This is a genomic window from Rhizobium sp. RHZ02, assembly GCF_014851575.1.
GTDB classification, from domain to species: Bacteria; Pseudomonadota; Alphaproteobacteria; order Rhizobiales; family Rhizobiaceae; genus Rhizobium; species Rhizobium altiplani.
Genome location: NZ_JACUZX010000004.1, coordinates 100,321 through 121,345, shown reverse-complemented (window position 1 = coordinate 121,345; position 21,025 = coordinate 100,321). Strand labels below are relative to the sequence as shown.

At 60.9% G+C, this 21,025-nt stretch carries 19 protein-coding genes and 1 pseudogene; 9 read left to right on the top strand and 11 right to left on the bottom strand.

Annotated features, from left to right (window positions below):
• Positions 1-103 precede the first annotated feature (103 nt).
• Positions 104-2,389 carry an NADP-dependent malic enzyme gene (locus IB244_RS08290; protein WP_169679223.1) on the top strand — a complete coding sequence of 762 codons (2,286 nt, stop codon included), beginning with the start codon at positions 104-106 and terminating at the stop codon, positions 2,387-2,389.
• 54 nt (positions 2,390-2,443) lie between these two features.
• On the opposite strand, the gene IB244_RS08285 is transcribed toward IB244_RS08290, so the two are convergent.
• The 5 genes from IB244_RS08285 to IB244_RS08265 form a co-directional block, all read right to left on the bottom strand.
• Positions 2,444-3,319 carry a GNAT family N-acetyltransferase gene (locus tag IB244_RS08285; protein WP_018857739.1) on the bottom strand — a complete coding sequence of 292 codons (876 nt, stop codon included), beginning with the start codon at positions 3,317-3,319 and terminating at the stop codon, positions 2,444-2,446.
• A gap of 109 nt (positions 3,320-3,428) precedes the next feature.
• On the bottom strand, positions 3,429-5,699 hold the full coding sequence (locus IB244_RS08280) for a hybrid sensor histidine kinase/response regulator (protein ID WP_192303891.1): 2,271 nt from the start codon (positions 5,697-5,699) through the stop codon (positions 3,429-3,431).
• 56 nt (positions 5,700-5,755) lie between these two features.
• Positions 5,756-6,259 (bottom strand): signal peptidase II, encoded by a 504-nt coding sequence (lspA, locus tag IB244_RS08275; RefSeq protein ID WP_029867569.1) that lies wholly within the window; start codon positions 6,257-6,259, stop codon positions 5,756-5,758.
• Positions 6,256-7,116 carry a TrmH family RNA methyltransferase gene (locus IB244_RS08270; RefSeq protein WP_026371839.1) on the bottom strand — a complete coding sequence of 287 codons (861 nt, stop codon included), beginning with the start codon at positions 7,114-7,116 and terminating at the stop codon, positions 6,256-6,258. Before IB244_RS08270 ends, lspA begins: the two co-directional genes overlap by 4 nt.
• Positions 7,106-8,212 (bottom strand): class I SAM-dependent methyltransferase, encoded by a 1,107-nt coding sequence (locus IB244_RS08265; RefSeq protein WP_192303889.1) that lies wholly within the window; start codon positions 8,210-8,212, stop codon positions 7,106-7,108. The genes IB244_RS08270 and IB244_RS08265 overlap by 11 nt, the downstream gene beginning before the upstream one ends.
• 120 nt (positions 8,213-8,332) lie before the next feature.
• On the opposite strand from IB244_RS08265, the gene IB244_RS08260 reads away from it, so the two are divergent.
• Positions 8,333-8,785 (top strand): SRPBCC family protein, encoded by a 453-nt coding sequence (locus IB244_RS08260; RefSeq protein ID WP_192303887.1) that lies wholly within the window; start codon positions 8,333-8,335, stop codon positions 8,783-8,785.
• Positions 8,786-8,830: 45 nt separating this feature from the next.
• Positions 8,831-9,286: a GNAT family N-acetyltransferase gene (locus IB244_RS08255; protein WP_192304085.1), complete on the top strand. Its 456-nt coding sequence runs from the start codon at positions 8,831-8,833 to the stop codon at positions 9,284-9,286.
• Here the strand turns inward: IB244_RS08255 and IB244_RS08250 are convergent.
• From IB244_RS08250 to sppA, 4 genes are all read right to left on the bottom strand, one after another.
• On the bottom strand, positions 9,280-10,185 hold the full coding sequence (locus IB244_RS08250) for a S1C family serine protease (protein ID WP_018857732.1): 906 nt from the start codon (positions 10,183-10,185) through the stop codon (positions 9,280-9,282). The two genes, IB244_RS08255 and IB244_RS08250, sit on opposite strands and share 7 nt — an antisense overlap.
• Positions 10,186-10,342: 157 nt before the next feature.
• Entirely contained in the window at positions 10,343-10,675 is a 333-nt protein-coding gene (locus IB244_RS08245; RefSeq protein ID WP_018857731.1) for a hypothetical protein, read from the bottom strand.
• Between the two features lie 122 nt (positions 10,676-10,797).
• Positions 10,798-11,097, bottom strand: coding sequence for an integration host factor subunit beta (locus tag IB244_RS08240; RefSeq protein ID WP_003544934.1), 300 nt, complete (start codon positions 11,095-11,097; stop codon positions 10,798-10,800).
• 30 nt (positions 11,098-11,127) lie between these two features.
• Positions 11,128-12,078: a signal peptide peptidase SppA gene (gene sppA / locus IB244_RS08235; RefSeq protein WP_192303885.1), complete on the bottom strand. Its 951-nt coding sequence runs from the start codon at positions 12,076-12,078 to the stop codon at positions 11,128-11,130.
• A 211-nt stretch (positions 12,079-12,289) separates the two neighbouring features.
• On the opposite strand from sppA, the gene lptC reads away from it, so the two are divergent.
• From lptC to ptsN, 6 genes are all read left to right on the top strand, one after another.
• Positions 12,290-12,955, top strand: coding sequence for an LPS export ABC transporter periplasmic protein LptC (gene lptC / locus IB244_RS08230; protein WP_025658730.1), 666 nt, complete (start codon positions 12,290-12,292; stop codon positions 12,953-12,955).
• Between the two features lie 13 nt (positions 12,956-12,968).
• Positions 12,969-13,589, top strand: coding sequence for an LptA/OstA family protein (locus IB244_RS08225; RefSeq protein ID WP_026371837.1), 621 nt, complete (start codon positions 12,969-12,971; stop codon positions 13,587-13,589).
• Between the two features lie 39 nt (positions 13,590-13,628).
• A complete protein-coding gene (gene lptB, locus IB244_RS08220; protein ID WP_018857727.1) occupies positions 13,629-14,411 on the top strand; it encodes an LPS export ABC transporter ATP-binding protein in 783 nt (260 codons plus the stop codon).
• A 156-nt stretch (positions 14,412-14,567) separates the two neighbouring features.
• Positions 14,568-16,127: an RNA polymerase factor sigma-54 gene (gene rpoN / locus IB244_RS08215; protein ID WP_192303883.1), complete on the top strand. Its 1,560-nt coding sequence runs from the start codon at positions 14,568-14,570 to the stop codon at positions 16,125-16,127.
• A 252-nt stretch (positions 16,128-16,379) separates the two neighbouring features.
• Entirely contained in the window at positions 16,380-16,955 is a 576-nt protein-coding gene (gene hpf, locus IB244_RS08210) for a ribosome hibernation-promoting factor, HPF/YfiA family (protein ID WP_025658734.1), read from the top strand.
• A gap of 63 nt (positions 16,956-17,018) precedes the next feature.
• A complete protein-coding gene (ptsN, locus tag IB244_RS08205; RefSeq protein ID WP_007529605.1) occupies positions 17,019-17,483 on the top strand; it encodes a PTS IIA-like nitrogen regulatory protein PtsN in 465 nt (154 codons plus the stop codon).
• A 73-nt stretch (positions 17,484-17,556) separates the two neighbouring features.
• On the opposite strand, the pseudogene IB244_RS08200 reads toward ptsN, so the two are convergent.
• Both IB244_RS08200 and IB244_RS08195 read right to left on the bottom strand, forming a co-directional pair.
• Positions 17,557-19,895: pseudogene (locus IB244_RS08200) on the bottom strand (methyl-accepting chemotaxis protein).
• A 220-nt stretch (positions 19,896-20,115) separates the two neighbouring features.
• Positions 20,116-21,015, bottom strand: coding sequence for a ribokinase (locus IB244_RS08195; RefSeq protein WP_192303881.1), 900 nt, complete (start codon positions 21,013-21,015; stop codon positions 20,116-20,118).
• Positions 21,016-21,025 lie beyond the last annotated feature (10 nt).

Here is a 21,025-nt window from a genome sequence, read left to right as displayed (position 1 = left end):
ATTTTTTCCAAAAAAGAGGTGCCAACCCTAGCCGCCCGCCGCTATAGATGACAACCGCGATTGAGGAAGAGCAAGGCGTCACCCACAAGACGTTGGAGGAAAAATGCCCGACACCGAGAAGAAGCAGCGGCCGGTTACATCAGTGACCGACAACGAGGCTCTTGAGTTCCACGCCATGGGGCGGCCCGGAAAGCTGGAGATCAACGCCACGAAGCCTATGGCGACCCAGCGCGATCTGTCGCTCGCCTATTCGCCTGGCGTTGCCGTTCCGGTGAAGGCAATCGCCGCCGATCCGGCCACCGCCTATGATTATACGACGCGCGGCAACATGGTCGCGGTCATCTCGAATGGTACCGCAATTCTCGGTCTCGGCAATCTCGGTGCACTGGCCTCCAAGCCTGTTATGGAAGGCAAGTCGGTGCTATTCAAGCGCTTTGCCGACGTTGACTCCATCGATCTCGAAGTCGATACCGAAAACGTCGATGAGTTCATCAACTGCGTCCGCTTCCTCGGTCCCTCGTTCGGCGGCATCAATCTCGAAGACATCAAGGCGCCCGACTGTTTCATCATCGAGCAGCGTCTGCGCGAACTGATGGACATCCCGGTTTTCCATGATGACCAGCACGGCACGGCGATCATTGCTGCCGCTGGTCTCATCAATGCGCTGGAATTGACCGGTCGCGACCTGAAAACGACGAAACTCGTCTGCAATGGCGCGGGTGCAGCAGCCATCGCCTGCGTTGAGCTCATCAAGGCCATGGGCTTCGCGCCCGAGAATATCGTCCTTTGCGACACCAAGGGCGTTATCTACCAGGGCCGCACCGAGGGCATGAACCAGTGGAAGTCGGCGCATGCGGTCAAGACCAAGGCGCGCACGCTCGAGGAGGCGATGAAGGGCGCGGACGTGGTTTTTGGCCTCTCGCAGAAGGGCGCGTTCTCCGAGAGCATGATCCGCTCCATGGCTGATCGCCCGATCATCTTTGCGATGGCCAATCCCGATCCGGAAATTACGCCCGAAGAGGTTACCCGCATCCGCGACGACGCCATCATGGCAACGGGTCGCTCCGATTATCCGAACCAAGTCAACAACGTCCTCGGTTTTCCCTATATCTTCCGTGGCGCGCTGGACGTCCGTGCGACCACCATCAACGACGCCATGAAGATCGCTGCTGTTGAGGCGCTGGCAAATCTCGCCCGCGAGGACGTTCCTGACGATGTTGTTGCCGCTTATCAGGGCAACCGCCCGCGCTTTGGTGCGCAATACATCATTCCGGTGCCGTTCGATCCGCGCCTGATCTCGGCGATCCCGGTTGCCGTGGCACAGGCAGCGATTGACAGCGGCGTAGCGCGCAAGCCGATTACAGATATGACGGCCTATGCCCGCGAACTTTCCGGCCGCCGCGATCCCATCGCCTCGACGCTGGCGAGCCTCTACGAACGCGTTCGCCGCCGTCCAAAGCGGGTGGTTTTTGCCGAGGCCGAAGAAGAGCAGGTCATGCGTGCGGCAATGTCCTACGCAAACCAGGAGCTCGGCACGGCGATCCTGCTCGGCCGCGAAGACCTGATCCACCAGACCGCCGAGCGCGCCGGCATCGACCTCAATCGGCCGGGGCTGGAAATCGTCAACGCACGTATCTCCACCCGCGTCGAAACTTATATCGACTACCTCTATGCGCGCCTGCAGCGCAAAGGCTACCTGCATCGTGACGCACAGCGTCTGATCCATCAGGATCGCAACCACTTCGCCGCTTGCATGGTGGCGCTTGGTGACGCCGATGGGATGGTTACTGGTATCACCCGCAACTATTCGACGGCCCTGGAAGATGTGCGCCGCTGCATCGACATGAAACCCGGCCACCGGGTCATCGGCGTATCGATCGCGCTGTGCCGCGGCCGGACGGTGTTCGTCGCCGATACAGCGGTTCACGATATGCCGAACGCCGAGGAGCTCGCCGATATCGCTGTCGAGGCCGCAGGCTTTGCGCGCCGCATGGGCTATCAGCCGCGCGTCGCCATGCTTGCCTATTCGACCTTCGGTCATCCGTCGGGCGAACGCTCCGAGCGTGTGCGCGAGGCGGTGAAAATCCTCGACAAGCGCCGCCTCGATTTCGAGTATGACGGCGAGATGGCGGCCGACGTGGCGCTGAACCGCAAGGTCATGGAGCAGTATCCGTTCTGCCGCCTGTCCGGCCCGGCCAACGTGCTCGTCATGCCGGCCTTTCACTCAGCCTCGATCTCCACGAAGATGCTGCAGGAGCTTGGCGGTTCGACTGTCATCGGCCCGATCCTCGTCGGCCTCGACAAGGCCGTTCAGATCACTTCGATGGGCGCAAAGGATTCCGACATCGTCAACATGGCGGCGATCGCCGCCTATACGGCTGGATCGTGAAATAAAAACGGAGCGGCAGCCATCCTCCCGCTCCGTCTTCCATCTGCTTGAAAGTCAGCTCGCGAAACGACCGGCGTCGGCGCCGTAGTAGTTCAGGTAGCGATCGGAAATGCTGGCGATCGGCAACACGATCAGGACATCCGTTGTATTGAAGGCCTTGTCGACCACGGCGGTCGAACCGACCATGGCGCCGAGGCGCAGGTAACCCTTGATCAACGGCGGCAGTGCCATCAGCGCCCGCTTCGGGTTGACGGCTTCGGCCGGCATCAGATCCATGTCGCGCGCAAGGTGCGGAAGAGCGGCGACGGCCCACTCATCCTTCGCGGCGACGTTGTGATGCAGGAAGGACAGTGCCAGCGCATGGCTTTCCGGGTGGATGCCCGGGAAGGAGGCGCAACCGAACATGGCGCCCATGCCATGCTTCAGCGCATAGGCCCAGTTGCCCTGCCACAGAAGCTCGACCGTGCGCTTGGTGCGGTAGTCGGGCAGCACACAGGAGCGGCCGAGTTCCATGAACCGTTTGTCCGGATGGCGAGCAAGCAGCTCGTCGATGGCGAATTCCGAAGCCGAGTAAAAGCCGCCGTTCGCCATCGCGACTTCCTGTCGCAGCAGGCGATAGGTGCCGACGATCTGGTCCTCGCTGTCACCCTCGATCGAGCGGTCGAGCACGAGCAAATGATCGCAGAACGTGTCGTAGGAATCGAAATCGCGCTTGCGGCGCATGGCCTCCGGCGAAAGCTGTGCCCCCATTTCTTCGACGAAGACGCGGAAGCGGACGGCCTGGGCGGCATCGATCTCGCTGGCCGTTCGGGCAAGGCGAGTTTCGAGATTGCCGATGCGGCCGAGAACGTCGCCTTCCTTTAGCGCAAGCGTGGTCGATGGCCGGGGGGTCTCGGCGACAGCGTCACAGTTGAGGGCGTCTGCTGACATGGCGATTCTCCCGTTGCCGGCTTTTGACACGCCATAAAACACTTATATGCGACAGGAAAGTGACATCATATAGCCGCCATACGCAAGAAGCGTGCCGGTTATTTGATGGCTACCGCGCTTCCACGCGGCGGGCCGAAAGCGCAGCAACAGCTTGGACTTCCGTCAGCAACCTTATCGGGTCAACCGGCTTTACCATGACGCGGTTTGCACCATTCAGCAAGACTTGTCTACGGGATTCATCGCGCTTGTCGGCGGTGAGCACGAGGATCGGAACAGGCGGAAGATCGAGCCGGCGTTCGTGCCCGCGTAGCCGGCCAAGCATGTCGATGCCGTCGCCTCCTGGCATGGAAAGGTCGCTGATGACAATGTCAGGGCGCACGCTTCCCTCCGACAGCGCGGCGTCGAGCAGCGTCTCGAAGTGCTCGACGTGCTCGACGGTATGACCGGCTTTTTCGAGCATGGCGCGAATGAGCATCGCGTTGATCGGGTCGTCTTCCGCCAGCAGGATACGCAGCCCACTCTGGATTCCCGCTTCCGGAATGGCAACGCTGAAACCGGGCTGGTTATCGTTCAACGCATCGCGCTTCTCCATGCCGCGCATCCGTCCACGCAGCACGTCGATCAGCGATTGCTCGCGCAGCGGCCGTATCAGCCACGCGTCGAATAGGTCGAGCGGATGGGCGTTGCGCTCCTCGGGGTTGACCAGGAAGATTTTGCGCAGTCCCAGTGCCGCGATTTCAGCACGGTCGGCAAGGTGCTCGGCGAACTCCGTCGACATCCGGTGGTCGACGATGATGTCGGTTGGCCTGCGGTCGCCCGCAGCCATGGCGAGCAACATGTCATGGGCGCTCGCACCGTCGGTGACCAGGTGGCAATCGCCGCCAAGCGTTGCGATCGTCTCCGATATCGCTTTGCGCGCCGAACCGGCCGGTGCCAGCAGCAGCACGACGCTGCCTGCAAGCACGGCCTTGTGGCGACTGCGGCGTTCCTCCGGAATGGCGATCGGAAAGCGGATGCTGAACTCGCTACCGGCTCCCTTTTCGCTTGTCACCGTAAGTGTGCCGCCAAATTCGCGCATGATGCGGGCGGAGATGGAGAGACCAAGCCCTGTCCCGGCGCTCTTCTCGACCAGCGTTCCGCCCTGCTCGAATTCGCCGAAGATGCGGTTTTGTTCTTCCTCGGTCATGCCGGGGCCGGTGTCGGTGACACTGATCAGCACGTTGTTCGCCTGCAGCGATGCCTGGACGAAAACGCCGCCCGCCTGCGTGAATTTCACGGCGTTGCCGATCACGTTGAACAGGACCTGACGCAGGCGCGCCGGATCGAAGCTCATCATGTCTGGAAGGTCGGAGGATACCGTTGTCCCAATCTCGATGCCCTTTTCATGGGCGCGGTGGGCCAGCATTTCGACGACGCTTTCAAGGAGTTTGCGCAGCGATTCTGCGCGGGGGCGCAATTGGAAACGACCGACCTCGATGGTCGAGAAGTCTAGGAGGTCCTCGACCAGCTGCGTCAGCGCATAGCCGGATTGGCGGATGCCCGTCAGATAGTTCTGCTGTTCCTGCGTCAGCCGTGTCTCGGTCAGCAGATGCGTCATGCCGAGGATGCCGGACAGCGGAGTGCGGATTTCATGGCTGACCGTGGCAAGCAGGCGTGATTTGGCTGCGCTGTTGTACTCGGCCTTCTGCCGGGCCTCCTCGCGGGCTTGTGCGGTCAGCCGTTCGTCGGTGATATCGCGAGCGATGCTCTGCAGCAGGAGCCGTCCGTCGGCGGGGTCGCGGGTAACGACGTCACGCCAGAAAAAGATGCGTTGGCCTTCCGGCGTCGAGATCTCCACCTCGAAGCGATGCGGTACCGAGCCCGGTCGAAAGGCGATGCCAATCTCCTCACACGTCAGTCCCTCTGGATTGAGCCTGCCGGTCAGCCGACGAAATGCCTCGTTGGCGCCAACGATGCGCCGATCCATGTTCCGTGTGACGGTAATGTCGCCAAGCGCGTCGTGGATCTCCGCAAAGAGAGCCGCCCTCTGGCTCCATGCGGATGAAACGCCGGTGAGGTGTTTCCGCAACGGGCGTTGTCTGGTGGTTGCGAGCATCGCGAGCAGGACAACGAAGGACAGCGCGGCAACGCCGAGCCCCACCGATGGCAGCAGAGGGCCGCCCGCCTGCGCCACGACAACAAGGAGAAAGCCGCCAACAAGGCCGAGACCGCCCAACCACCAGGATAGAAGCTTGCGGCCGACGCGGCTGCGTTGGAATTGCGGTGAAACGAACTCGGCTTGATAGGCAACAATATCCGAGTCCCGCTCACCGTGGCGATGAGCGGTATGCCGCCCGAACGCGGCGGCAAGTCTGTCGTGCAATTGACCGAGACCTTGCATGCCCGCCGGAATAGCATGGCGGCGGTTCCAAATGCCTTCAGCAAACCGCTAAGATTTTAACGGTCTGCGTTTTTAGGTTGTATCAGCTCGTCCAGAATCACGCATCCCGCGCCGATCGTGATAAAACTGTCGGCCAAGTTGAAGACGGCGAACGACCATGTCTCGGTGTGAAACAGGATGTAGTCGATCACATGCCCGTAGAGGAAGCGATCGATCAGGTTCCCGAGCGCGCCGGCGATGATCAGCGCGTAGCCGAGGTGAGCGAAGGTGCGCTGCTTGTTGGTGCGGTGCCAGAGCCAGATGACGAAAGCGACGATGATGAGGCGCATGCCGACGATGAACCAGCCGTCCATGCCCGAGAGCATCGAGAAGGCGACGCCGAGATTGTAGGTTCGGTAAAGCGCCAGCATCGGGAAAAGATGCACCGGCTCCTGCAGTGGTAGGGTGTGGTCGACAACGATCTTGACGATCTGGTCGAGTGCAACGGCGATGACGATGAAGATCAGGATTGGCAGCGGCCGGGCAAGCAGCGTCGGTCGTTCTAGCGTCTGTTCGGTCATTTGGCCTCGTCGAGTGAGAGGAGGTGGCGGCGCGCCTCGAACAGCATGACGGCGCTGGCGACGGCAAGATTGAGCGAGTCGGCACGGCCCTGCTGCGGAATGCGGGCAAGCGCATCGGCTTCCTTGGCAAGATGCTCGGGCAGCCCGGACTGCTCGTTGCCCATCAGGATCACCACCGGCTTCTTCTTGTAGTCGATGGTACGGTAGTCAACTGACCCTGCCAGATGCGTAGCAACGACGGAAGCTCCAGCGTGCTTCTTCCAGGCAATGAATTCTTCCGCCGTGGCGCGTGCAACGGGAACGGCAAACACCGAGCCCATGGTGGCGCGCACCGTTTCGAGCGAGAAGGGATCGGTCGTCTCGCCGACAAGGATGACGCCAGAGGCGCCGGCAGCGTCGGCTGTGCGGATGATCGTGCCGAGGTTGCCGGGATCGCGCACGCGATCGAGGGCGATCCAGGTTTCACCCGGCCTTGGGTGGATCTCGCGCAATGGCTTCCAGCGGCTTTCGAAGATGCCGACCACCATCTGCGGATTGTCGCGACGGGTGATCGAGGAAATCACCTTCTCGCTGACCTCGAGCACCAGCCCACCGGAGGCGACCGTCTTTGCAGCCATCTGCTCGACCAGCGGCTTGCCCTTGGCCGCTTTGGCATAGACAAGCGTGCGGATCGTCCAGCCGAGTTCGATCGCGTCGATGACCAGCTTCAAGCCTTCGGCCATGAAGGTGCCGCTCTGCTCGCGGGTCTTCTTGTCGCTGAGCGCCTTAATGTCCTTGATGATCGGATTGGCGAGCGAGGTAACCTCTTTCACGTGCCCGACCTTATGCGGGCCGTGGCCCCTGTGTTCATGGCTCATTTGGGTACCAACGGGAGAAGAGTGAGGTGGAGAGTGCGCGGCCCGGCGCCTTGCCGTCCAGCCCGGCCTCGCGAAGGACGAGCTCGCCGGATTCGACGACACCGCCGGCCCCGCGCATGGTCTCGCGCATCAGTTCATGGATCGAATAGAAGCTGGCCCGGATCGAATAGGCCGTCAACACAAGTCCAACCGCCTTCGGAGACAGGATTTCACGGCAGATATCGAGCATCAGCGGCAGGTGCGCGAAAAGATGCCAAACCTCGCCGTTCGGGCCGCGGCCGAAACTCGGCGGATCAGTGAGGATGATGTCGTAGGTGTTGCCGCGGCGTTCTTCCCGCAGGATGAATTTCATCGCGTCTTCGCAGATCCAGCGGATCGGCGCCTTCTCCAGCCGGCTCATCGCCTGGTTTTCGCGCGCCCAGCCGATCGCCTTCTTGGAAGCATCGACATGCGTAACCTCGGCGCCGGCAGCGGCGGCAACCAGGGAGGCAACACCGGTGTAGCCAAAGAGGTTCAGAACCTTCAATGGCCGCTTGGCGGCCTCGACCTGTTGCTTCATCCAGGTCCAGTGGGCGATCTGCTCGGGAAAGACGCCGACGTGGCGGAAAGAGGTGAAGCGACCGAGGAAATCCACGCCGAGCAGATTGAGCGGCCAGGTCTCGCCGAGCGCCTCCTTTGGAAAGCGCCAGCGCCCGGTGCCTTCCTCGTCGGTATCGCCGGTGAACACTGCATCGACCTTCTCCCAAGCCTGTTTCGGCAAGGACGGCTGCCAGAACGCCTGGCCCTCCGGTCGCACGATCCGGTAGGGGCCGTATTGCTCCAGTTTCTCGCCGTTGCCGCTGTCGATCAGATGGAAGTCGCCTGCGCCAAGGGATTCGAGGATGACGGGCACGCGTTCAGCCGGACGCTCGCCAGTCCGCACCATCAGCGGCCGGTCGATTGCCGTAGGCACGGAGGCAGGTTCGCGCACCCTTTCACGGGCCGGTGCCGGCTTCGCCGCGGGCTTTGCCGGGCGCGGGCCTCGATCGTCGGCGCGGCGTCCGCCGGAGGGGCCGGCGGCGGATTTCTGGCCTGGCCGGCGTTCTTTCTGTCTCAACGTAATCTTCCGCGTGCTTCAATTCGATAGAGCCCGTGCAAATAGCATTCCGTTTCATCTTGGCAAAGCGCTTTCGGGCTGTGATAAATTGAGCCACGTCGAAAAGGGGAGGATTTTCGGATGGACTTGACCGGCGAAGAACGGATTGCCGCACCCCGGGATGTCGTATGGGCGGCACTCAATGATCCCGAGATATTGAAGCAGTGCATTCCGGGTTGTCAGAACCTGGAGATGAAGTCCCCGACGGAGCTCACGGCAGTGGTGAAGGTCAAGATCGGTCCGGTTTCGGCGACGTTCAACGGAGAGGTCCTGCTCTCCAACATTCAGGCGCCGGAAAGTTACACGATCTCGGGCGAAGGTAAGGGCGGTATTGCCGGCTTTGCCAAGGGCGGCGCTGATGTCGTATTGAAGGATGAGGGCGAGGAGACGGTCCTGCAGTATGAAGCAAAGGCCCAGGTTGGTGGCAAGATTGCCCAACTCGGCGCGCGGTTGATCGACTCAACCTCCGCTAAGCTGGCGCAGCAGTTCTTCTCCAGCTTCAACGCCGCCGTCAGTGCCAAAGCCGCAGAATAAGGGTCGGAATTGACAGATTTCTCCATTCAGACGACGTCACCATCCGTGAAGTGGACCATCAGATCGCCACTTCAACCGGAGTTGGAAAGGCTGGCCGACATATATCTGGCCGTCCGCCGCGAAACATTCAAATGGGTCGATCCGGCCAGCTTCCGCCACGAGGATTTCAGCGTCCACACACAGGGCGAAGACCTATGGATTGCAGAAGCGCCGAACGGTGAGACCGCGGGCTTCATGACCCTATGGCCGCCGGACGATTTCATTCACATGCTTTATATCAGCAAGTCCTGGCAAGGGCAGGGGGCGGGAGCCGCCTTGCTCACGGCGCTGCCGAACTGGCCGCTCAGGAAGTATCGGCTGAAATGCCTGGTCAAGAACGAGCGTGCGAACGCCTTCTATCGATCCAAGGGGTTCATCGTCACGGGATCCGGCTCATCGGCGGAAGGCGACTACGAAGAGATGAGTTTCTACCCAGCCGCCCGGGATGCGCAGGCCTATTGAAGCTGCGGCTTCTTCAGGAAAGCATTGCGATCGGCGGACCTGATGCGCAGCCACGCCTCGCGTCCATTGCGCACCACCCGCATCGGGATTTCCGCGCCGGCTGGGCCGCTGCTCCAGACCTTGCGATAGAAATCGGCAAGTCCATCGACCTCGCCGTCGCGGATCTCGGAAATGATGTCGCCTCGGCGCAGGCCGGCCTCGTCCGCAGGACTTCCGTCGGCGACGCTCATAACGATCACATCGCCGTTGCTTTCTGCGGAGAACGCGCCGAGCCATGGACGCGGTGGCTTGTTGACGCGGCCCTGGGTCATCAGGTCGTCCAGAATTGGCGGAAGCAGATTGATCGGCACGATCATGTTGATATCGACGGCGTCGCCGCCCTGACTCATCTGCAGCCGCAGTGACCCGATGCCAAGCAGCTTGCCGTCGCCATTAATGAGTGCCGCGCCTCCCCAGGAGGGATGCGCAGGCGTGGTGAAGATCGCCTCATCAAGCAGATATTCCCAATAACCCGCGAATTCCTGCTTTGCCACGATCCTGGCTTCCACGAACTGGCCGATTCCATCCGCCAGCACGACGGGATCACCGAGGTTAGCGCCGATGTCGTCGCCGAATTCCAATGCCGGCAGGCCGAGGTCACCCAGTGCTTGAAGCAGGCCGAACCCGGTCTCCTGATCGTAGGCGAGAGGATGGGCCGCGACAACGCGCCCGTCTAGCGTGGTCAGCCAGACTTCCTCGGCCTCGGTGATCAGGTAGCCGATGGTGAGGACCAGTCCGGATGGCTTGATGACGACGCCACTTCCCTCCCGGCGCGTGCCGAGTGTGCCGGCCGTAAAGGCATCATCAGGAATTGAGGAGCGAACGGCCACGACTGACCGCAGGATTTCGTCGATATTCATGGTCTCATCCTCGCAAGGCAGGGCTCGTATGCCGCGAAACGACTGTGCCTAGCAGATGTGCAGTGGGTCGCATTTTATATAGCTATGAAGCCGGATCTATGGCTGCAAGTGGTTGCATAGCTGAATTTCGGCCCGCTGTCCGCCCTTGGCGTGCGCGTCACCTCGACGGCAGATGGCCCGCAATTTCCTCGGCGTGGGTCTTGTGGCGGTCCGCCTCGGCCTGCCAGCGAACGGCCGCTTTCGCTTCGGTTCGCGCGCGCTTGCGGTATTTGCCCTGATTGAGCCAGGTGGCTGCCGAGCCGACCAGCATGCCGATGATCAGCGTGATGAAAAGAAACACGAAGAACGGCGCTGACAAGGAAAGGACTTGGTCGTCCGGCCGAAACGGGTTGAAGGCGAGCGTCACCACCTGCCTGTTGGCGACGCAGAAGATGATCAAAATGATTCCGAGTGGTAAAAAAATCAAAAGGTTGGTGATCTTCTTCGCCATGCTCGGCCTCCGTATATCAACGCCCGTCGACTTTGACGCAGCGCTTTGATCTGGTCAGCAGGATAGTGGGCCGAGAGCCAAGTTCAAGTGCGGGCTTGCCGCAGGCTGCATCAGGGAGAGGATCAATCCTCTTCGTCGGCCTGTCCCGGGTTGAGGCGCTCACGCAGCTCCTTGCCGGTCTTGAAGAAGGGAACCCACTTCTCCTCGACGAAAACGGTATCGCCGGTACGCGGGTTGCGGCCGGAGCGGGACGGGCGGTTCTTCACCGAGAAGGCGCCGAAGCCGCGCAACTCGACGCGATTGCCGGCCGCGAGCGCGTCGGTTATCTCGTCGAGAACCGCGTTGACGATATTCTCGACGTCACGATGATAAAGATGCGGGTTGCGGGCTGCAACGATCTGCACCAGTTCGGACTTGATCACTTTCGTCCCCCTTAAATTATTGATTTCTTATCAATCATTGCCAACCTGCCAAACTGAAAGGAGCCCGTCAAGGAGCAACTTCTGCGGCACGATTCCGCCGAGGTCACGCGCCTTGGCAAGATCGTCATAACCGAGCAGCGTGAGGATATGAGACGCGCTGTCCGCGAGCAGGAAAGCTGTGTTTCTTCTCTTGTCCCAATCGACCTCAGGTAGGTTCTTGCTGACCTTGCGCGTCTCAAGGTAGGCCCTGATCTCGTCATTTCCGCCGATCTGGTCGATCAGCTTGACCTTGAGCGCCTGACGGCCGGTGAATATCGAGCCGTCCGCAAGCTTCTGGACCTCATCATGCGGCAGCTTGCGCCGCTCGGCGACGAGATCGACGAACCAGCCGTAGCTGTCGAGAATCATGTTGTTGATCATGGCCTTGGCCTCTTCGCTCGCCGGATGGAATGGCGACGGTTCGGCCTTCAAGGGCGACGATTTGATTTCTTCCATCGAAACGCCGATCTTGTCGAGCAGCGGCCTGATCTGCGGATACTGGAAGATCACCCCGATCGAGCCGGTGATCGAGCTGTCGCCGGCAATAATCATGTCGCCGGCGGTCGCGATCATGTAGCCGGCGGAAGCGGCCAGCGTGCGCACGTCGGATACGACAGGCTTCTTGGCGGCAATGGCACGGATTGCCTTGAATATCCGCTCTCCGCCATAAGTCGTGCCCCCGGGTGAGGAAATCGAGACGATGACGGCCTTCACCGCATCGCTCTTTTCGATTTTCTTCAGCCGCTCCAGCAGCTCGTCATCATCGGTGATCAGCCCGGAAATGGTCACATGGGCGACGTGCGGCCGACTGGTCGCGATATCGCCGATGAGTGCCCAGTAAGCAGCGTAACCCAATAGCACGAGCAGCAGCACCGCGACGACGCGCCAGAAACCGACCTTGCGGCGAAGCCTGCGGCGATCGGCGATCATGGAACTGTCCATACATTCCTCCAGGGGTGGGGAGCACGCGTGATCCCGCAAATCTAGGGCTCCTGCGCCGTTCGGACACGTAGATTTTGCACGCGTCGGCGCCTTTGTTGCTTGTTGCAGAAAAAAATCCATATTGGCAAGTCAGTGTAATAATGCGAAACGAACTGTGATCGAGCGCGAGAATGCTTATATACGCTGCTCCATCACCTACACGGACCAGGTTATGCTCAATACTTTGAACACCACGGGACAGGCTGACTATGTGACGCCGGAGCGAAGCGCCTATGTCGCTGCGCGCTTCCATTCGGCACGGGTGCGCCGCCTGAAGGTCATTCTTCCGATCGCGGCCGTTGTGGTGTCGCTGATCTTCATTGGTGTATCCGTGATCCGCACCTACCTGCCGGAGAACATCAAGATCGAGGGCGCCAAGATCGAGAATGGCAAGGTGGTGATGGAAAAGCCCGCCATCTCCGGCCGCAACTCGGATGGCATCAACTATTCGATGCTGGCGGAACGCGCGCTTCAGGATATCAAAAATCCCAACCTGATGACGCTTGAGAATATCAAGGCGGCCGTCCCGATGAAGGACGATCTGATCGCCCGCGTCGAGGCGACGGCCGCAGATTACGATCGTGCGACCGACAATCTCGATGTCAAATCTCCCTTTGCCATCCTTTTGAGCAATGGGCTGACGGCCAACTTCCAGAGCGCCAAGGTCGACATCAAGGGCGGGAAGCTCACCAGCGAGGATCCCGTAAGCATTCAGAAAGATGGTGCCTCTATTGTTGCGCAGTCGGTCAAGATGACGGATAAGGGGCAGACGATCACATTCGAGGGAAATGTACGCATGAACGTCGATCCCTCAGCTATTCACAAACAGGGCACTTAACAGCCGGGTCACCATGACAAACGCTTGTCGCATTTCTACCCGCAAGGCGGGAGCAGTATTTCTGAGTGGCGCGGTTGCGCTGCTTGTGTTGACCGGAGGCGCCCTGGCGCAGGCAACAACCAGTCAGATGGATGGGCTGAAGCTCAGCAGTGACGAACCGATCCAGATCGAGAGCGACAAGCTGGAGATCCACGATAAGGAGCACACGGCCGATTTCACTGGCAATGTGAAGGTCGTGCAGGGCAAGACGACGCTGCAGGCCGGCCACATGACGGTCTACTACAAGCCGAAGGCCGGCGACGCGAACGCGCCTGCCGCCGACGCCAAGGCCGCCGACACCAAGAATGCTTCGGCATCGATTTCATCCGGAAACGCCGATATCGATCACATCGTGGTGACGGACAAGGTGTACCTGACCTCGGGCACGCAGACAGCTACCGCCGACAACGGTTCGTTCGACATGGCCAAGCAGCTTTTCATCCTCAAGGGTGACAGGGTCGTCCTCACCGATGGGCCCAACGTCTTTACGGGTTGCCAGCTGACTGTGCACATGGAGACGGGACAGGCACAGCTGGAGAGCTGCGGGGGGCGCGTCCAGATTCAGCTTGATCCGAAATCGCAGAAACAGAACTGACCCCGGCCGTACCACGTGAAGTTATTCTCGCTATCGACCATGTTCGGCAGGTCCGGGCAGCAAGCTGCTGAAGCCCCCGCCGGCGACAAAAGCCGTTACCAGGGCACGCTGATTGCGCGCGGTCTGACCAAGACCTATAGCACCCGCCGTGTCGTGAACGGCGTGTCGCTGGTCGTTCGACGCGGCGAGGCCGTTGGCCTGCTGGGTCCGAACGGCGCCGGCAAGACAACCTGCTTCTATATGATCACCGGGCTTGTGCCCGTTGATGAAGGTACGATCGAGATCGACGGCAACGAAGTCACGACGATGCCGATGTACCGTCGCTCGCGGCTGGGCGTCGGATATCTGCCGCAGGAAGCGTCGATCTTTCGGGGGTTGACCGTCGAAGAGAATATTCGCGCCGTCCTGGAAGTGCACATCAACGACAAGGCTGCGCGCGAGAAGAAGCTCGACGAACTGCTCGATGAGTTTCACATTCGCAAGCTGCGCAAGAGCGCCGCCGTGTCGCTTTCCGGTGGCGAGCGTCGCCGCCTCGAAATTGCCCGCGCGCTGGCGACCGATCCGACCTTCATGCTCCTCGATGAGCCGTTTGCGGGCGTTGATCCGATCTCCGTCGCCGACATTCAGCATCTTGTGCATCATCTGACGGCGCGCGGCATCGGCGTGCTGATCACCGACCACAATGTGCGCGAGACGTTGGGCCTGATCGACCGCGCCTATATCATCCATGCCGGCGAAGTGCTGACGCACGGTCGTGCCAACGACATCGTCAACAACCCGGAAGTGCGGCGCCTTTACCTCGGCGATAATTTCAGCCTCTGACGCGCTCTCGCGCCGCGGAAATTCACCTTCTGTGACAGTTCCGCTTGACCAAATAGAATAAAAAAGCAATTTTTGGGCCAACTTGGATTTCCGTGGCCTGAGCCCGTGGCAGGACGCGGTTTCCCGGAGGAGACGAACGGGAGTTTCGCGTCCGCTATGGCACTGTCGGCCAATCTTTTCCTGCGCCAGAACCAGTCGCTGGTGATGACACCGCAACTGATGCAGTCCATCCAGTTGCTGCAGATGACGCATTTCGAGCTGACGCAGTTTATTGCCCAGGAAGTCGAAAAGAACCCGCTGCTCGAGATTCCGTCAAATGATGCGGAATCGGGCAGCGAGCGCGGGGGCGCGGAGGACGAGGCCTACGCGCATCAGGCTGAAGACCCCTCCGACGACGGCTACGATAGCCGAACCGAGGTCTTGTCGGGCGATTGGTACGAGAGTGGCAACAGCGGTGGGGCAAGCCGCCTCAGCGACGAACTCGACGCCAATTATGCCAACGTGTTTCCCGATGACGGCGTCCCGCAGCGCGCCGATGCTCCGGAGCTGATCAGCCAGTGGAAGTCGATGCCCGGCAGCGGCGAAGGGGCGGAGAGCTACGATCTCGATGATTTCGTTGCCGGTCAAATCTCGCTTCGCGATCATCTTGCCCAGCAGTTGCCCTTTGTCCTGCCCGATATGGCCGATCGCCTGATCGCGCAACATCTCGTCGATCAGCTGGATGAGGCAGGCTATCTCCAGGGCGATGCGACGGAAGCAGCCGACAGGCTGGGCGCGGATGTCGACGATGTCGAGCGTGTAATCGCCGCCTTGCAGGCGCTCGATCCGCCCGGTGTATTCGCCCGCAATCTGGCGGAGTGCCTGGCGATCCAGCTTCGGCAGAAAGACCGCTTTGACCCTGCCATGCAGGCGCTGGTCAGCAATCTCGAGCTCCTGGCCCGGCGTGACTTCGCGACGCTGAAGCGGCTGTGTGGCGTGGACGAGGAAGATCTGCTCGACATGCTGGGCGAGATCCGGCAGCTCAATCCCAAGCCAGGTGCCGGCTTCGAAACCGGAATGTCGGAAGCGATCATGCCTGACGTCGTCGTGCGGGCAGGCTCCGACGGCGGCTGGCTGATCGAGCTCAATCCCGACACGTTGCCGCGCGTTCTGGTCAACCAGGCGTATTTTTCAAAAGTCACCAAGAGTGGTGAGGATCACGCGTTTCTGTCGGAATGCCTGCAGACTGCCAACTGGCTGACCCGGAGCCTCGACCAGCGCGCCAAGACGATCATGAAGGTGGCGAGTGAGATCGTTCGGCAGCAGGACGCCTTCCTGATGCATGGGGTCGATCACCTGCGGCCGCTCAACCTCAAGACGGTGGCCGACGCCATCAAGATGCACGAATCCACCGTCAGCCGCGTCACATCCAACAAGTACATGCTAACGCCGCGGGGGCTCTTCGAGCTCAAGTATTTCTTCAGCGTTTCGATCAGCGCCGTCGAAGGCGGTGACAGCCATTCGGCCGAGGCCGTACGCCACAAGATCCGGACGCTGATTTCGCAGGAAAGCCCGGAATCCGTGCTTTCCGACGACGATATCGTGGTTATTCTCAAGAAGGGCGGCATCGACCTGGCCCGTCGCACGGTGGCTAAATACCGGGAAGCGATGAACATCGCATCCTCGGTCCAGCGCCGGCGGGAGAAGCGCGCTTTGGCCAAGGTTGCGGGTTTTTGATTGCTGCCTGGAGCTACCGATACGTGTATTTATAAATTCTAATTCATGCGTCTGTTGACATTTTGGTAACTTCTGGCTAGAAGCGCGCCGCAATTGGCGCTGTGGACAGCGTTGGAAGTTATCCCCATCATCCTCAGGGCGCCTGAAGCCCGCAACTTCGGCCGATCTTGCTTGGGATCGCGCGAAGTGCTTGGATGAGGGTGAGCCTTGGCGTAAACTGGTACCCGCAAACACTGTAAGAAGGGAAACTCCATGAGTGTGCGTGTATCCGGTAAACATATGGAAATTGGTGACTCGTTCCGTCAGCGGATCGAGGACCAAATCGGTGTCGCCGTCACGAAATACTTCGACGGAGGGTATTCTGGTCAAGTGATCGTGCATAAGGCCAACGCCCGTTTTTCCGCCGACTGCAAGCTTCATCTCGATAGCGGAGTTGTATTGCATGCCGCCGGAGAGGCGATGGACCCGCAGTTGGCCTTCGATGCCGCTTCCGAGCGGATCGAGAAGCGCCTTCGCCGCTACAAGCGCAAGCTGAAGGATCACTACGCCGGAAATCACCAGAATGGTTCTGCGGAAGTTGCCTACACCGTCATGGATGGCATGTCGGACCACGAAGACGAGATCCCGGATGACTTCGCGCCGGCGATCGTCGCCGAAAGCACCAAGCAACTAAAAACAATGTCTGTCGCGACCGCCGTGATGGCGCTCGACATGACGGATGAGCCGCTGCTGCTATTCCGCAGTCCAGGCAAGGAACAACTGAACATCGTTTATCGTCGGCACGACGGTAACATTGGCTGGATCGATGCAGCCAGTATCAAAAGCTGAGATCAAGGCGAAGGGCGGCAGTTAGGCTGCCGCTCTCCTCTCTTGGCGCAGAAGGAAAATAAAATGGCTTTGGCAGATTTGCTGCAGCAAAATGCGATCATTCCCGCCCTTAGGGTAAATTCCAAGAAACAGCTCCTCCAGGAATTGGCTGCAAAGGCGTCGAAAGTCACAGGGCTTTCGGAGCGGGAAATTTTCGATGTTGTCCTGCAGCGCGAACGCCTTGGCTCGACCGGCGTCGGTAACGGGATCGCTATTCCGCACGGTAAGTTGGCAAGCGTCCATTCCATCGTCGGCATCTTCGCGCGCCTCGATCAGCCCGTCGATTTCGAGGCCCTGGACGATCAACCCGTGGATCTGGTGTTCCTGCTCCTCGCACCGGAAGGCGCTGGCGCTGATCACCTCAAGGCCCTCTCGCGCATCGCCCGCGTGCTGCGCGACCACGATCTCGTCGCCAAGCTGCGTGCGACCGACTCCGCCTCGGCGATCTATGCGTTCCTCAATGAGGAGCAGACCTCGAACGCTGCCTGAGCATTCAACATGCCAGTAAAAAAGGCGCCTGATTGCTCAGGCGCCTTTGTTCATTCAAGCCGTCGAGTTCGGCTTAGAACTCTTCCCAGTTGTCCTGAGCGAGCGCTGCCGAGCCCTGAGTCTGCGGAACTGCGCGGCGCGGTGCCGGTGCTGCAGCTTTGCGATACGTCGGTGCAGCAGTCGGCGCGCGCATCTGCTGAGCCGTCGAGCGTAGTGCGGAAGCGTGGCTCATGCCGGATACGCGGAAGCGTGTCACGAGTTGCTTCAGCGTCTGGGCCTCGTCGTTCAGCGTGATGCTGGCTGCCGTCGTCTCCTCGACCATGGCTGCGTTCTGCTGGGTAACCTGGTCCATCTGGTTCATGGCCTGGTTGATCTCCTTCAGTCCGATCGCCTGTTCACTGGCCGATGCGGAGATCTGGCGGATAAGGCCGTTGATGCCCATGACCTGCTCGGAGATCTTGTGCAGCGTATCGCCGGCGCGGCCGACCAGATCGACGCCTTCCTTGACCTGTACGGCCGAAGTGTTGATGAGCGTCTTGATCTCCTTGGCGGCGTTCGCGGAACGCTGGGCCAGCTCGCGGACTTCCTGCGCGACGACGGCAAACCCTTGCCGGCTTCGCCGGCGCGTGCGGCTTCAACGCCGGCATTCAGGGCCAGCAGGTTGGTCTGGAAGGCGATCTCGTCGATGACGCCGATGATGCGCGAGACCTCGGTGGAGGACTGCTCGATGCCCTGCATCGAAGCAATTGCCTTGCGCACCACTTCGCCTGACTTTTCGGCATCCTCGCAGGCGAGGTTGACGTTGTCAGCCGCCGTGCGGGCGTTGTCGGCGCTGGAGTTGACCTGTGCGGTGAGCTCGTTGAGCGCGGCTGCCGTTTCTTCCAGGCTTGCTGCCTGCTGTTCCGTACGCTTGGCGAGGTCGGAGGCGCTGCCGCTGATTTCGCTTGTACCGGAGCCGATGTTCACGACACTGAGGTTCATCGTGTTGATGGTTTCCTCGAGGCTTTCGAGAGCCGCGTTGAAGTCCTGCTTCAGCTTGGCGTATTCGCCCGGGAAGTCCTCGGTGATGCGATGGCCGAGGTTGCCCTGGGACAATTCGGACAGGCCGGAGCCGACGATCGACACGATATGACGCTGCAGCGTGATCGACTGATGCCGCTCGGCTTCCGAGCGGCCACGCTCGGTTTCGGCTGCATCGCGCTGGTTGTTTGCCTCGGCCTCAAGACGCTGCGTGTCGGCGAGTGCGAAGCGGAAGCCCTCAAGACCCTTGGCCACGGCGCCGATCTCGTCAGCGCGATCCTGACCGGCTACCGGCTGCTCGTACTTGCCGTCGCTGAGTGCCTTGACGCTGGCGACGAGACCGCCGATCGGACGCTGGACGAGGGAACGGACGGCTAGGTAGAGGGCAATCATGACGGCTGCGAGCACGAGAATGCCGGCGACAACCATCATGGAGGTTTGATCTTGAACAGGCGCGTTGATGGCCGAGTGCGGGACGTCGACGAGGATGACCCAGGTCGTGTTCACGTCGGGCAGGGCAAAGGGATAGACGACGCGGTCGAAGGGCTCGTAGCTATCGTAGCTCAGGTCCTTGACGACGGCTGGCTGTAGCGTCGAAAGCGCGCTCTTCACGGCATCTGTGCCTTCGCCGTCATAGTCCTTCATGGAAAGCTCGGGAATCGGCGAGACAATCCATTTGCCGGTCTGCGAGAGCAGCGTAACGCGGCCAGAGCCGAAGGGGTGGAGCGTCGAAAGCTTATCGCGGAGCGATTTGAGGGAGATGTCGACGCCGCTGACGCCGATCATCTTGCCACCCGAGAACACCGGATAGGCAATGGACGTCATCGCGGTATTCTCGCCGGTCGTCGTCTCGGCATAAGGCGGCGACAGCGCGCCCTTCTTGCTTTCTGCGGCGAGCGCGTACCAGGCAGCCTTATAGTCGGAATCGAAGGTGGAGAAGCTGAAGCCGCCGTCCTTGCTCTTCGTCCAGTACGGGTTGAATGTGCCATCCTTGGCTGCGCCGAATTCGGCCTTGCCGGCCATGGACGGCGACTGGCCGTCGAAGGCGTTCGGCTCTTCGGCAAACCAGCTGCCGAAGGCAAACTGGTTGCGCTCGACGTTTGCCTTCAGCATGTCCAGAACGGCCTTGCGGTCGAGATATTTGCCCTCCTGACCATGACCGATCGTGCCGGCCATCGAGCGCGCGGCCCCTGCCAGCTCGCCGACGGATGAGGCAACCTCGTTGGCGATAGCCTTCGCCTCGAGATTAGCCTGGTCCATGGTGAGGGTCCGCACGCGGTTGCGCGTCTCGCCGATGAGGAAGAAGTTGGAGATGAGGAGGACGAGGGCGATGGCAACGCCCGTAATGAGGATAAGCTTGGCTGCAAGCGATTTCATGCGAAAGATGAACATGGATTCCTCGGGAAGCAAGGATGTGCCGTACGGGGCATTCATCGGCACAGGGGACGAGGGCGTCGCCCCCTCATGGAGCAGCCGTGACAGAAGCCGACCCCTTGGCGAAGGCCGGCGATGGCTGGAACATCGCCGGAAACCTATTAAATTTGAATGAAATCTAATGAAAACAGACGCTGCATACGGCAAACCGCCCCGATATGTCGCGGGGCGAATTGCCCTATAGCTCGTTTGCGACTTCGGCGCTTGATGGGATCGATGGCTGAGCGCCTTGCTTGAGGCAGGCGAGCGATCCTGCGACGGCGGCCCGCCGCAGCGATGCCTCGAAATCGAGGCCTTCGTCCAGGCTCGCGGCGAAATAGCCGCAGAACGTGTCGCCGGCACCGACCGTATCGACAGGCTCGATCTTCAATCCCTTCGCATGGGAGATGACGCCGTCGCGGATTGCGATGACGCCGTCTGCGCCGAGCGTCACGATCAGGGTTTGCCCCGTCTCCGCATTGAGCCGCTTCAGCGCGGCCTCGCGATCCGCCGTGCCCATGTTTTCCTGGCCTGCAAGACGCTCGAACTCGGTTTCGTTCGCGATCACGATGTCGGCAAGGCGGCCGAGGCGTGGAGCGTCTTCGATCAGTGGGGCCAGGTTGAGGATGGACGTGACGCTCTTGGCGCGCGCCGCGGCCAGCGCCCGCTCGACGGCCGGAACGGGCACCTCGAGCTGCAGCATCAGGATGTCGCCCTCCTTCATCGCGTCGATCGCGACGTCGGCATCGGCCGGCGTCATCGTGCCGTTTGCGCCAGGCACAACGGCAATCATGTTCTCGCCGTCACCGCCGACGAGGATCAGTGCGGTTCCGGTCGGCTCGTCGACCTGCTTGACGGTTTCAAGTCCAGTGCCGGCGTCCTTCAAGAGAGCAACCGCCGGCTCCGCAAAGCCGTCGCGGCCGACGGCTCCCGCCATGTGAACGGTTCGGCCGGCGCGTCGCGCCGCAAGTGCCTGATTGGCGCCCTTGCCGCCTGCTGCCGTTGAGAAGCCGTTGCCGGCAACCGTTTCGCCGGGCTTCGGCAAGCGCGCGGTGGTGGCGATGAGGTCCATGTTGATGGAGCCGAAGACTGTGATCATGAGTGTCCCG

Bases quoted from the DNA above. Each gene is read 5' to 3' on its own strand.
- IB244_RS08225 (WP_026371837.1), top strand. From the start codon at position 12,969: ATGACAAACGCTTGTCGCATTTCTACCCGCAAGGCGGGAGCAGTATTT.
- lptC (WP_025658730.1), top strand. From the start codon at position 12,290: ATGCTCAATACTTTGAACACCACGGGACAGGCTGACTATGTGACGCCG.
- rpoN (WP_192303883.1), top strand. From the start codon at position 14,568: ATGGCACTGTCGGCCAATCTTTTCCTGCGCCAGAACCAGTCGCTGGTG.
- IB244_RS08245 (WP_018857731.1), bottom strand. From the start codon at position 10,675: ATGGCGAAGAAGATCACCAACCTTTTGATTTTTTTACCACTCGGAATC.
- hpf (WP_025658734.1), top strand. From the start codon at position 16,380: ATGAGTGTGCGTGTATCCGGTAAACATATGGAAATTGGTGACTCGTTC.
- IB244_RS08260 (WP_192303887.1), top strand. From the start codon at position 8,333: ATGGACTTGACCGGCGAAGAACGGATTGCCGCACCCCGGGATGTCGTA.
- sppA (WP_192303885.1), bottom strand. From the start codon at position 12,078: ATGGACAGTTCCATGATCGCCGATCGCCGCAGGCTTCGCCGCAAGGTC.
- lspA (WP_029867569.1), bottom strand. From the start codon at position 6,259: ATGACCGAACAGACGCTAGAACGACCGACGCTGCTTGCCCGGCCGCTG.
- IB244_RS08250 (WP_018857732.1), bottom strand. From the start codon at position 10,185: ATGAATATCGACGAAATCCTGCGGTCAGTCGTGGCCGTTCGCTCCTCA.
- IB244_RS08280 (WP_192303891.1), bottom strand. From the start codon at position 5,699: ATGCAAGGTCTCGGTCAATTGCACGACAGACTTGCCGCCGCGTTCGGG.
- lptB (WP_018857727.1), top strand. From the start codon at position 13,629: ATGTTCGGCAGGTCCGGGCAGCAAGCTGCTGAAGCCCCCGCCGGCGAC.
- ptsN (WP_007529605.1), top strand. From the start codon at position 17,019: ATGGCTTTGGCAGATTTGCTGCAGCAAAATGCGATCATTCCCGCCCTT.
- IB244_RS08270 (WP_026371839.1), bottom strand. From the start codon at position 7,116: ATGAGCCATGAACACAGGGGCCACGGCCCGCATAAGGTCGGGCACGTG.
- IB244_RS08285 (WP_018857739.1), bottom strand. From the start codon at position 3,319: ATGTCAGCAGACGCCCTCAACTGTGACGCTGTCGCCGAGACCCCCCGG.
- IB244_RS08290 (WP_169679223.1), top strand. From the start codon at position 104: ATGCCCGACACCGAGAAGAAGCAGCGGCCGGTTACATCAGTGACCGAC.
- IB244_RS08195 (WP_192303881.1), bottom strand. From the start codon at position 21,015: ATGATCACAGTCTTCGGCTCCATCAACATGGACCTCATCGCCACCACC.